General features: G+C 62.4%; 10 protein-coding genes. 5 read left to right on the forward strand and 5 right to left on the reverse strand.

Annotated elements, in window-relative coordinates; all coding sequences use genetic code 11:
• Positions 1-290 precede the first annotated feature (290 nt).
• The 3 genes from AC3WK8_RS10305 to AC3WK8_RS10315 all read left to right on the forward strand — a co-directional run bounded on the left by AC3WK8_RS10305 (position 291) and on the right by AC3WK8_RS10315 (position 4,277).
• Positions 291-1,562 carry a terpene synthase family protein gene (locus tag AC3WK8_RS10305; RefSeq protein WP_146043253.1) on the forward strand — a complete coding sequence of 424 codons (1,272 nt, stop codon included), beginning with the start codon at positions 291-293 and terminating at the stop codon, positions 1,560-1,562.
• A 350-nt stretch (positions 1,563-1,912) separates the two neighbouring features.
• Complete coding sequence (locus tag AC3WK8_RS10310; protein ID WP_053131599.1) at positions 1,913-2,932, forward strand: AAA family ATPase; 1,020 nt, start codon at positions 1,913-1,915, stop codon at positions 2,930-2,932.
• Positions 2,933-2,945: 13 nt separating this feature from the next.
• Positions 2,946-4,277, forward strand: a complete 1,332-nt coding sequence (locus AC3WK8_RS10315; protein WP_085595199.1) for a DUF58 domain-containing protein — start codon at positions 2,946-2,948, stop codon at positions 4,275-4,277.
• 15 nt (positions 4,278-4,292) lie between these two features.
• Here the strand turns inward: AC3WK8_RS10315 and AC3WK8_RS10320 are convergent, their stop codons facing one another.
• Both AC3WK8_RS10320 and AC3WK8_RS10325 read right to left on the reverse strand, forming a co-directional pair.
• Complete coding sequence (locus AC3WK8_RS10320) at positions 4,293-4,652, reverse strand: PilZ domain-containing protein (RefSeq protein WP_022640544.1); 360 nt, start codon at positions 4,650-4,652, stop codon at positions 4,293-4,295.
• A gap of 240 nt (positions 4,653-4,892) precedes the next feature.
• Positions 4,893-5,267 (reverse strand): hypothetical protein, encoded by a 375-nt coding sequence (locus tag AC3WK8_RS10325; RefSeq protein WP_022640545.1) that lies wholly within the window; start codon positions 5,265-5,267, stop codon positions 4,893-4,895.
• A gap of 158 nt (positions 5,268-5,425) precedes the next feature.
• On the opposite strand from AC3WK8_RS10325, the gene pyk reads away from it, so the two are divergent.
• The gene (gene pyk / locus AC3WK8_RS10330) at positions 5,426-6,877 is read left to right on the forward strand and encodes a pyruvate kinase (RefSeq protein ID WP_022640546.1); all 1,452 of its coding nucleotides are present in this window, start codon (positions 5,426-5,428) and stop codon (positions 6,875-6,877) included.
• Between the two features lie 94 nt (positions 6,878-6,971).
• Here pyk and AC3WK8_RS10335 read toward each other — a convergent pair whose 3' ends face one another.
• Genes AC3WK8_RS10335 through AC3WK8_RS10345 form a run of 3 tightly spaced genes read right to left on the reverse strand, consistent with a single transcriptional unit; the run spans position 6,972 to position 9,787 of the window.
• On the reverse strand, positions 6,972-7,721 hold the full coding sequence (locus AC3WK8_RS10335) for an enoyl-CoA hydratase-related protein (protein ID WP_085595197.1): 750 nt from the start codon (positions 7,719-7,721) through the stop codon (positions 6,972-6,974).
• A 28-nt stretch (positions 7,722-7,749) separates the two neighbouring features.
• Positions 7,750-8,688 (reverse strand): iron-sulfur-binding ferredoxin reductase, encoded by a 939-nt coding sequence (locus tag AC3WK8_RS10340; protein ID WP_103324692.1) that lies wholly within the window; start codon positions 8,686-8,688, stop codon positions 7,750-7,752.
• Positions 8,681-9,787, reverse strand: a complete 1,107-nt coding sequence (locus AC3WK8_RS10345; protein ID WP_085595193.1) for a GGDEF domain-containing protein — start codon at positions 9,785-9,787, stop codon at positions 8,681-8,683. Before AC3WK8_RS10345 ends, AC3WK8_RS10340 begins: the two co-directional genes overlap by 8 nt.
• A 416-nt stretch (positions 9,788-10,203) precedes the next feature.
• On the opposite strand from AC3WK8_RS10345, the gene AC3WK8_RS10350 reads away from it, so the two are divergent.
• On the forward strand, positions 10,204-11,727 hold the full coding sequence (locus AC3WK8_RS10350) for a fumarate hydratase (protein WP_053131611.1): 1,524 nt from the start codon (positions 10,204-10,206) through the stop codon (positions 11,725-11,727).
• Positions 11,728-11,848 lie beyond the last annotated feature (121 nt).

Here is an 11,848-nt window from a genome sequence, read left to right on the forward strand (position 1 = left end):
AACTTGCAACTCCAATCCCGGTTATCAGCCATGTTGCACATGGTGCAGAAGAATACTGCCGGCCATCATTGGGTATCTCTACAAATAGTCACGTGAAAGCACCATATGAAGTCGCCAGTTCTACAGCTTTCCAAACTCTCCCGAGCCACCTTATAAAATCCTCTGTTCAAGGACAGCCATACTGCTCCAATACCTGGTGAAAAGTTATCGCCCCGCTACGAAGCACGGGGATTTCAGGGCCAATAAAACCCCAAGCCATCTAGATAGCCATAGACACCCCAGGGGACAACTTGACCATTGATGACCCACTGGGCAACCGCGCCGATAAACACCAGGCAGAGGCCACTGGCAATGAGATCAAGCTTGATCCGAAACCCAACAATAGAAACGCCAGCACTTCGTTCTTAATTGGATCACCAATAATCATGATTAAAAGGTGGCGGTTCTCAATGAACAGCATGACTGATGACGATACCCGGCTCTATCTTCCTTTCGACTTCAAGCCTCACCACTCTCAAAACACCGAGCTGCTTGGGAGCACCCTTTGGCTGAAGAAAATGCAGCTCATCGAAGACGGCAGCTTTGCCGAAGCCGTCGTACACACGGCCTCGCAGTACATACGCCTCATACACCCCTACATCGACAACAAGTTCATCAACGTCGTATTCGACCTGGCATCCTGGATATTGGTCATAGACGACATAATTGAAAATAGCGCTTCCGCCAACACGACCGATAGCACCATCGAGTTGCTCAGCACCATTAAATTCATCTGCGAGTTCGATCACGAGCAGAACCCAAGCCTGGATGACCAGCATCCCGCAATAAAATCCTTTATCGACATACGGCAAAGGTTCATGAAGCAACTACCCCGCAAAAACCACATGCACCTGATGAACGCCGTAAGCAATCAAATGTCAGGTTTCATCTGGGAAATATGCAGCAACCAGGCAAAATCCAGCATATCCCTCAATACATATTGCGCAATTAGAGCTTCAAGTTTTGGCGCACAAATCTGCTACTCACTCTTTCTTGCACTCAACAGCATTCCCATCAATGAAATGATCGAAGCGAGAAATGAATTCGTAAAAATGAAAAACTGCATCTTCCTTGCAGTCGGCATCGACAATGACCTTTATTCCTACGAAAAAGAACACACCAACGGCAGCAGGGCCTTCAATATCATCGACGTCATTCAGCAAGCACTGAATATCGACTTGTACAGCTCGATCAGAAAAACCATCAACCTAAGAAACATGCTAATAAATCGATACACCATCTTGAACAGCTCGCTATCAAGCGAAACAGAGATAAGATGCCGCGCAGTCCATCTTGAAGAATTGCTAGCCAGAAACATCCACTTCGGAAAGACCAGCGAGCGATATAGAAAAACCCCTGGGGGTGCAACAGGAGACGACAACCACTTCTTTTCTGCGTCCTACCGTTTCAACACAACCAATGCCTTTGAAAGCAAAGAAATAAAAGACATTCTCGAATTAGCCCCTCTAATATCAAGCTTGTGGCATGACCCGACGACAAACCCTGCTAGCCAGCTGGATTAGCCCAGCCAACGTGGATGGTGGCGTCCATCCGTTGCAGCCGCAGCGTTACAACCTGGGCCTTACTCCCAGAATTCAGCCAACGGCGGCGCCCTCTCCTGCCGACAGCAAGAGAGTCGTAGCGCCGCCTGCCAATGTCTGAATGTCGTCTCGATCAAGAGCGGTGATTCGAGCAGCCCCAACGATCAAGGCCAGGATGGCAGGCTTTGATGCAATCAAACTGACTGCATGGATAGAATGCGCATGGCTTGTCAGTCTCCCAGCCGGCCTGCAGGACACAAGCGCGAGAAATTCTGGTTATGCGCCTGTGTTATGGGCGCTAAAAACTAACCGTCAGTAAGGTTGCATAATCCATGAGTGAACAATCCGCAGAACCACTTGCCTGCGCCGAGCCGTCCCCGGCCACAGCGCCCCAGCAGCGGCAACGGGCCAGCCAGCTGGCCCAGGCCGTGCGCCAGGAACTGCAGAAGGCGGTGATCGGCCAGCAAGCGGTGATCGACGATGTGCTGACGGCGCTGATCGCCGGGGGCCACGTGCTGCTCGAGGGTGTTCCAGGCCTGGGCAAGACCCTGCTGGTACGTGCCCTGGCCCGCTGTTTCGACGGCGATTTCGCACGTATCCAGTTCACTCCCGACCTGATGCCCAGCGACGTCACCGGCCATGCGGTGTATGACCTTGCCAGCGAGCAATTCAAGCTGCGCAAGGGGCCGCTGTTCACCAACCTGCTGCTGGCCGACGAGATCAACCGCGCGCCGGCCAAGACCCAGGCCGCCCTCCTGGAGGCCATGCAGGAACGCCAGGTGACCCTCGAAGGCCGGGCGCTGCCCATTGCCCAGCCGTTCATGGTCCTGGCCACCCAGAACCCCATCGAGCAGGAAGGCACTTATCCGTTGCCCGAAGCCGAGCTGGATCGCTTCATGCTCAAGCTGCGCATGGATTATCCGGACGCCGTCCAGGAGCTGGAGATGGTCCGCCAGGTGGCGCGCTCGACCCGCGCCGACATGCTCGATGTGCAGCCCCTGCGCACCGTGTTGCAGGCCGAGGATGTGCAGGACCTGCAACGCATCGCCAGCGAGCTGCCGCTGGACGACCAGGTGCTCGACTACGCCGTGCGCCTGGCCCGGGCCACTCGCAGCTGGCCGGGCCTGACCCTCGGCGCCGGCCCGCGGGCTTCCATCGCCCTGGTACGCGGCGGTCGGGCCCGCGCGTTGCTGCGCGGTGGCGACTTCGTGATTCCCGACGACATCAAGGGCTGCGCCATGGCCGTACTGCGCCATCGGGTGCGTGTCGCCCCGGAACTGGACATCGAGGGCCTGTCGGTGGAACAGGTGCTTCAACAGATGCTCGAGCAAATTCCGGCACCGCGCCTGTGAGCGGCCAACGGCGATGAAACCGACCCGTTTGCTGCTGATCTGGCTCGGCGTCCTGGCCGGCCTGGGCACCATTCTCGGAGCGACCCGGGCCCTGGGCGTGGAGATCGCCCCACGCCTGGACTCGGTCGCCTGGGGCCTGGTGCTGGCGTTGTCGTTGCTGGCCCTGCTCGACGCCTGGCGCGCCTGGCGCCTGCCTGCACCGCAGGTACGCCGGCATCTGCCCGGCAGCCTGCCCCTGGGACGCTGGAGCGAAGTGCAACTGGAGATCCGCCACACCCATGGACAGGCACTGGATGTGCAGCTGTTCGATCATCCGCCCCAGGGCCTGGCCTTCGAACACCTGCCGCAGTCGGCCAGCCTCGAGCCCGGCCACGCCAGCCGCGTGAGCTACAACGTGCGCCCGTTATTGCGGGGCCGCTTCGATTTCGAGCGGTGCGCTATCAACCTGCCCAGCCCACTGGGCCTGTGGCAGGTCCGGCACCTGGTGGCGGTCCAGGACAGCACCCGGGTCTACCCGGACTTCGCCCGCCTCTACGGCGGCCAGTTGCTGGCGGTGGACAACTGGCTCAGCCAACTCGGGGTACGCCAGCGGCAACGCCGGGGCCTGGGCCTGGAATTCAACCAGCTTCGGGAATTTCGCGAGGGCGACAGCCTGCGCCAGATCGATTGGAAGGCCACCGCTCGCCAACGCACGCCGATCGCCCGGGAATACCAGGATGAACGCGACCAGCAGATCATCTTCATGCTCGATGGCGGACGCCGCATGCGTAGCCAGGACGATGAACTGGCGCACTTCGACCACGCCCTCAACGCCTGCCTGCTGCTGAGCTACGTGGCCCTGCGCCAGGGTGATGCAGTGGGCTTGTGCAGCTTCGCCGCCAATCCGTCACGCTACCTGGCACCGGTCAAGGGGCCGGCCCAGCTCAGCGTGTTGCTCAACGGCGTCTACGACCTGCAGAGCAGCCAGCGCCCCGCCGACTACCAGGCCGCCGCCAGCGAACTGCTGGCCCGGCAGAAGCGCCGCGCGCTGGTGGTGCTGGTCACCAACCTGCGGGACGAGGACGACCAGGAATTGCTCACGGCGGTCAAGCGCATCGGGCGCCAGCATCGGGTGCTGGTGGCCAGCCTGCGCGAAGAAGTTCTCGACCAGGTGCGCCAGACGCCGGTGCAGACCCTCTCCGAGGCGTTGACCTATAGCGCTACGGTCCACTACCTCAACAGCCGCGCCGAGCTCCACGAGCGCCTGGGCGCCCACGGCATCAGCCTGCTCGACGTCCGCCCGGGAGAATTGGGCGCCGAGCTGGTAAGCCGTTATCTGAACTGGAAGAAAGCAGGCAGCCTGTAGCGGCTGCCCGGGGAGTCAGGCCGAGGCCTGCAATGGATAGAAGCTGAAGTAATGCCGCAGGGCCTGCTCCAGCTCGGCCAGTTCCGGTGAGGAACGCTGCAGGCTGAAGCCACTGTCGTAGTGATGGGGCGTGAGGTCCTCATGGCACCACAGGCAACGGGCGCTGAAATCCACCAATTGCAACTGGCCTTCACCCGCTGGCACCTTGACCCGCAACTCGAACTCGCCACCGACCAACATCGGCAATTGGCTGATCAGCATCAGCCCATCGGCCGAGAGATTGCCGAGGAACCCGACGGGCTTGTCGGTGAACCGGTTGAAGACCTTCAAAAAAGACGGCAGCTGCTGCCGTTCGATCCGACGTTCCGTGAACATGCTGGGTATCGCTATGCAAAGGTCATTAAGCATGACCGCGCTAGTGCTTCGGAACGGCCCCGATACTGGCTCGCTCTCCCGGCCAGGTAGGCGAGCAACGTCGCCATAGGGCTCCATGCCCCTGCCCCGGAGAAGATCGGGGGCAGTCTTCGAACCGCACCTGCAGAACTACGCCTGCTGGGCCGCATGTACGAATGTTAGCTCAAGCACCCGGGGCGATGGCAATGCCCCGAGAGGATCTCACAAGGCGGTGCGACGAACCTGGGCCGCGCCATTGGCCGGGTAGTGTCCCAGTTGCTGCAAGGTGTCCAGGCGCGCCCGGGCGCGGTAGGCATATTCGCTGGTGGGGTACTGGGTGATGATGAACTGGTAGGTCTGGACGGCGTCGACGAACAGCTTCTGGCGCTCCAGGCACTGACCACGCAGCATCGACACTTCAGGCTGGATATAGCGCCGCGCACGACTGGCGCGATCGACCTGGCTCAGCTCGAGCATCACTCGCTCGCAACTGCCAGCGTCATAGGCGCGGTAGGCATTGTTCAGATGGTGGTCCATGGACCAGCGGGTACAGCCGACAACACTGACGGCCAGGGCAGCAATGAGTACGAATCGCATGGGGTATCTCCTGTCTTGTGCAGTGTATCGACTCATTGGCGAAAATCTTCAAGGTTGTCGCTGCAAACAAACAAAGCATTTAAGTAGTGCAAACGAACAATGACTACAGCTGCGGAGCATAGTAGCCTCTCGTTGCGCTTGAATTCAGGAGTCCGTGCATGTCCGTTCGTCGTACCAAAATCGTCGCCACCCTTGGCCCGGCCAGTAACTCGCCGGAAGTTCTCGAACAACTGATTCTCGCTGGCGTGGATGTCGCCCGTCTGAACTTCTCCCACGGTACTCCCGCCGAGCACAAGGCCCGCGCCCAACTGGTCCGCGACCTGGCCGCCAAGCATGGGCGCTTCGTGGCGATCCTCGGCGACCTGCAAGGCCCGAAGATCCGCATCGCCAAGTTCACCAACAAGCGCATCGAATTGAAGATCGGTGACAAGTTCATCTTCTCCACCAGCCATTCGCTGACCGAAGGTACCCAGGAAATCGTCGGCATCGACTATCCGGACCTGGTCAAGGACTGCGGCGTCGGCGACGAACTGCTGCTGGACGACGGCCGCGTGGTGATGCGCGTGGAAACCGCCACCGCCACCGAACTGCATTGCGTGGTGACCGTCGGCGGCCCGCTGTCGGACCACAAGGGCATCAACCGTCGCGGTGGTGGCCTGACCGCCCCGGCCCTGACCGAGAAAGACAAGGCCGACATCAAGCTGGCAGCCGAGATGCAGGTCGACTACCTGGCCGTGTCCTTCCCCCGTGATGCCGCCGACATGGAATATGCGCGCCAACTGCGCGACGAATCCGGTGGTACCGCCTGGCTGGTGGCCAAGATCGAGCGCGCCGAAGCCGTGGCCGACGACGAAACCCTCGATGGCCTGATCAAGGCCAGTGATGCGGTAATGGTCGCCCGTGGCGACCTGGGCGTGGAAATCGGCGATGCCGAGCTGGTGGGCATCCAGAAGAAGATCATCCTGCACGCCCGCCGCCACAACAAGGCGGTGATCGTGGCGACCCAGATGATGGAGTCGATGATCCAGAACCCGATGCCGACCCGTGCCGAAGTATCCGACGTGGCCAACGCCGTGCTCGACTACACCGACGCGGTCATGCTCTCGGCGGAAAGCGCCGCCGGTTCCTACCCGCTCGAAGCGGTCCAGGCCATGGCGCGGGTCTGCGTCGGTGCGGAAAAGCACCCGACCAGCAAGACCTCCAGCCACCGCATGGGCAAGGTGTTCGAAAGCTGCGACCAGAGCATCGCCCTGGCCGCCATGTACACCGCCAACCACTTCCCCGGCGTGAAGGCGATCATCGCCCTGACCGAGAGTGGCTACACCCCGTTGATCATGTCGCGGATCCGCTCCTCGGTGCCGATCTACGCCTACTCCCCGCATCGCGAGACCCAGGCCCGGGCCGCCATGTTCCGTGGCGTCTACACCATTCCGTTCGACCCGGCATCGCTGCCGCCGGAGCAGGTCAGCCAGGCTGCCATCGACGAGCTGCTCAAGCGTGGCGTCGTGGAAAAAGGCGACTGGGTGATCCTCACCAAGGGCGATAGCTACCACACCACCGGTGGCACCAACGGCATGAAGATCCTGCACGTTGGCGATCCGGTAGTCTGACTCAGGCTCCGCGCGAGACCCAAAAGCCCCGGCGTGAACGCAGGGGCTTTTTCATGTGCGCAGGGTTTTTCCGCATAGCGCCAGCGCCGGGCTCTCAGCTCTTGGCGAGGAACCCGGACAAGGCGGCGATCGCTTCCGGTGAACGCAGGCGCTGGGTAAATAGCCTGCCCTCCTCCTCGATGACCCGGCGCAGCAGCTCACGATCCGGGGCCTTCATCAGTTGCTTGCTGACCTGCACAGCTCCCGGCGCCAGCTGGCTGAAACGCAAAGCCGCTTCCCGGGCCTTGGCCAGGGCCGCCGCGCCGCTTTCCAAGGCAGCGGTGGCAATGCCCCAGGCGGCTGCCTGCTCACCGGAAAAACCCTCGCCCAGCAACAGCAACTCGGCGGCCCTGGCCTGGCCCAACAGGCGCGGCAGGATCAGGCTAGAGCCGAACTCCGGACACAATCCGAGGTTGACGAACGGCATGCGCAAGCGCGCGTCACGACTGACATAGACCAGGTCGCAATGCAGCAGCAAGGTGGTGCCGATGCCCACCGCCGGGCCGGCCACCGCCGCCACCACCGGCTTGCGGCACTCCAGCAGGCTGCGCATGAAGTGGAACACCGGGCTATCCAGGTCGGTAGGCGGTTGCTGGAGAAAGTCGGCGATGTCATTGCCGGCGGTGAAGCACTCGCTGCTTCCGCAGATCAGCAGCGCGTTGATTTCAGGGTCGGCATCAGCCTCGACCAGGACCTCGGCCAGGCGGCTGTACATGGCACGGGTCAGGGCATTCTTCTTGTCGGGGCGGTTCAGGCGCAGGGTCAGCAGCCCGCCCTCGCGTTGCAACTCGATGGCATCGGTCATGGGGATCTCGCTCTGGGGGAATCAGCACTCAACCACGAGGCAGGAACACATCGGCCAGCAGTTGGTTGCGCGGCAACCCAGCCAGGTAGAGGCGCCGGGCGAAGGCTTCGACACTGTCAGGGTGACCGCAGAGTAAGGCCTGGGTTTGCCGGGAAACAAGCCGCAATTGCGCCAGGAACGACGCCAGCTGCGCCCCCTCCAGCAGGTCCACGGTCAGTTCGGGACGATTGGCCGCCAGTGCCGCCAAGGGTTTGGCCAGGTAGTGCTCGCTCGCATCATGGGCCACGTGAATGACCCGGATGGGGCCTTGGTGATCCTGGCGCAAGGCCTCGCGCAGCACCCCGAACAACGGTGCCAGGCCGGTCCCCGCCCCCAGCAGCCAGAGCGGCCGCTGCTGCCAGTCCGGATCGTAATGCAGGGCACCGCCGCGCAACTCCCCCAGGCGTAGCGGATCGCCCACTTGCAACTGGCGGGCCGCGTCGCTGAATTGCCCCGGATGGCGGCAATCGAGATGGAACTCCAGGAAGCGATCATCCTCGGGCAGGCTGGCCAGGGAGTATGGCCGGGCGATCCGGCTGGCGGTCCACAGCACCAGGTGCTGGCCGGCCCGGTAGCGCAGCGGCCGACCGGGTTGCAGGCGCAGGCGCAGGACGGTGGTGGACAGCCAATCGATACCTATGACCGTGGCGGGCAAGCCATCACGCAAAGGATCGAAGGTCTCTACCTGCAGGTTTTCTACCACTTGGCATTGGCACGCCAGGCGCCAGCCCAGTTGCCGCTGCTCGTTGCTCAAGGCATCGGGCCGGCTGTCGGCGGGCAAGCCCTGGACGCAGTGCACCAGGCAGGCGTGGCAGCTACCGGCCCGACAGCTATAGGGAACGGCCACCCCTGCCTGGTTCAATGCATCCAGCAGGTTGCTGCCAGGCGCCACCTGCCAGCGCTGGCCGCCCACGGTCAATTCAGGCATCGAGTGTTTCCCAGGCTGCACAGCAACGATTGCGCCCATCGCGCTTGGCCCGATACAGCGCCTGGTCGGCGCGCTGCAAGGCGTTATCCAGCTCGTCGCCGGCCTGCAGCAGGGTCATGCCTGCCGACAGGCTGAGGTCGGGGATGTCCAGGCCCACCAGTTGCACTTGCATGAAGGCCAGGCGCAGGCGCTCGCAGCAGGAGGTCAGGCGCTCGGCATCGCATTCGGGCAGCAGCACCACGAATTCTTCGCCGCCATAACGCGCCAGCACATCGCCGTCCCGCAGGCAGGCGGTGGCCACCGCGGAAAACGCCTGCAACACCTGGTCGCCCGCGGCATGGCCATGGATATCGTTGATACGCTTGAAGTGATCCAGGTCGATCAGCGCCAAACCGTGGACCTGCAGCCGGTCCATGGCCTGAAGCTCACGGCCGGCGATACGCAGGAAGTGCCGGCGGTTGAACAAGCCGGTCAGCTCGTCGGTGGCCACCAGGTCCTCGAGCTGGCGCATCATGCCGCGCAAGGTGTCCTGGTGGGCCTGCAAGGCGAATCGGCGCTGGCGCATGCGTGAGCGCGAGGCCTGGACATAGGCGGCGTACAGGCACAACCACACCAGCATCACCAGCAGTACGCAGACCTGCAGCGCCGCCAGTTGCGGGTCGTCGAGGGCAAAGTGATAGCCGTCCCAGAGATTGACGCCGGCAAAGCAGAAGAAGATCAGCACCGTGCAACGCAGGTAGGCCCGGCGCGACAAATGGAACAAGCCGAACAGCAGCGGCAGGACATAGAACACCAGGAAGGCGCCCCGGGCCTGGTCGAGCAAGGCGACCAGCCAGGTCTGCCAGGCGATGCCCAGGACCACCTGGATCTCGGTCAGGCTGGGATCGGCCAGGCGCAGGTTGCGCCCACTGAGGAATACCCAGCACAACAATCCCTGGCTGGCCAGGACCAGGACCGTGCCCAGCAGTGCACTGCCGGTGGATGCCCGGTAGTGCCCCGTGAGAACGGCCAGCCAGAACAGCAGCAGGATCAGTCCGTAGGTGCCCGCAGCGATGGTGAAGCGCTTGAATAACAAGCTCTGGATGGCTTTATGGGTCAATCGTTGACTCACCGTGAGATAAAGAGGCTCAAGAGTTTCCTACTCTGCAGGCCACTCGCCACTTTAGTGCTGCGCCCGGCAAATGACTATGCAAATTTCCGGCAGTCCTCCGAGCGGTCGTCATCTCTGCAAGGCAAGAACAGCGCCCGTGCGCCAGGCGACTTTCGTTTGCCTGCCTGGCGGGTGTGCCCGGCACCCAGGCGCGGTATACTGCCGCGCCTTTTTAGTGTCGCGCCAGTTGTCTGTCCGGCGTGCCTAAGGTTCTGCACGACAACTCGCCTCGCCTGTTTTCAACGCCGCAGGGTCAGCGCGCAGGCCGTTTTCGTACATGACCCGGAAGGTGCCTGCAACCGACCGATCCACCCAAGCTGCAGTCACCTTATTAAATGTTCCCGTCTTTTAGAGGAGCGCGACTCATGACCGTGATCAAGCAAGACGACCTGATTCAGAGCGTTGCCGACGCCCTGCAGTTCATTTCCTACTACCACCCCGTGGACTTCATCCAGGCGATGCACGAGGCCTACCTGCGCGAAGAATCGCCAGCGGCCCGCGACTCCATGGCACAGATCCTGATCAACTCGCGCATGTGCGCCACCGGCCACCGGCCGATCTGCCAGGACACCGGCATCGTCACCGTATTCGTGCGCGTAGGCATGGACGTGCGCTGGGACGGCGCCACCATGAGCCTGGACGACATGATCAACGAGGGCGTGCGTCGCGCCTACAACCTGCCGGAAAACGTCCTGCGCGCCTCGATCCTGGCCGACCCGGCCGGTGCCCGCAAGAACACCAAGGACAACACCCCGGCGGTGATCCACTACTCCATCGTTCCCGGCAACACCGTGGAAGTGGACGTGGCAGCCAAGGGCGGCGGCTCCGAGAACAAATCGAAGATGGCCATGCTCAACCCGTCCGACTCGATCGTCGACTGGGTCCTCAAGACCGTGCCGACCATGGGCGCCGGCTGGTGCCCGCCTGGCATGCTCGGCATCGGCATCGGCGGTACCGCCGAGAAGGCCGCGGTGATGGCCAAGGAAGTGTTGATGGAATCCATCGACATCCACGAACTCAAGGCCCGCGGCCCGCAGAACCGCATCGAAGAACTGCGCCTGGAGCTGTTCGAGAAGGTCAACCAGCTGGGCATCGGCGCCCAGGGCCTGGGCGGCCTGACCACCGTGCTCGACGTGAAGATCATGGACTACCCGACCCACGCCGCTTCGCTGCCGGTGTGCATGATCCCCAACTGCGCCGCCACTCGCCACGCGCACTTCGTGCTCGACGGCTCGGGCCCGGCCGCCCTGGAAGCGCCGCCCCTGGACGCCTACCCGGAAATCGTCTGGGAAGCCGGCCCATCGGCCCGTCGCGTCAACCTCGACACCCTGACTCCGGAAGAAGTGCAAAGCTGGAAGCCGGGCGAAACCGTCCTGCTCAACGGCAAGATGCTCACCGGCCGCGATGCCGCGCACAAGCGCATGGTCGAGATGCTCAACCGTGGCGAACAGCTGCCGGTGGACCTCAAGGGTCGCTTCATCTATTACGTCGGCCCGGTGGATCCGGTCGGTGACGAAGTGGTGGGCCCAGCCGGTCCGACCACCGCCACCCGCATGGACAAGTTCACCCGCCAGATCCTCGAGCAAACCGGCCTGCTGGGCATGATCGGCAAGTCCGAGCGCGGCCCGACCGCCATCGACGCGATCAAGGACAGCAAGGCCGTGTACCTGATGGCCGTCGGTGGCGCCGCCTACCTGGTGGCCCAGGCGATCAAGAAGTCCAAGGTGCTGGCCTTCGCCGAACTGGGCATGGAAGCGATCTACGAGTTCGAGGTCAAGGACATGCCCGTCACCGTCGCCGTGGACAGCAACGGCGAGTCGGTACACATCACCGGTCCTGCCATCTGGCAGAAAAAGATCAGTGACAGCCTGGCAGTAGAAGTGCAATAAGCCTTCGCGGCCTGGTCAGAGCGGCGGTGCTGTTGATCCAACGGCCCGCCGCTTTTTTGTGCCGCGCCCTTTGCCGACACTGTCCGCGATCAACGTTCCACCCGGCGCTCATGCTATCGTT

It is taken from the genome of Pseudomonas sp. FW507-12TSA, assembly GCF_058781435.1.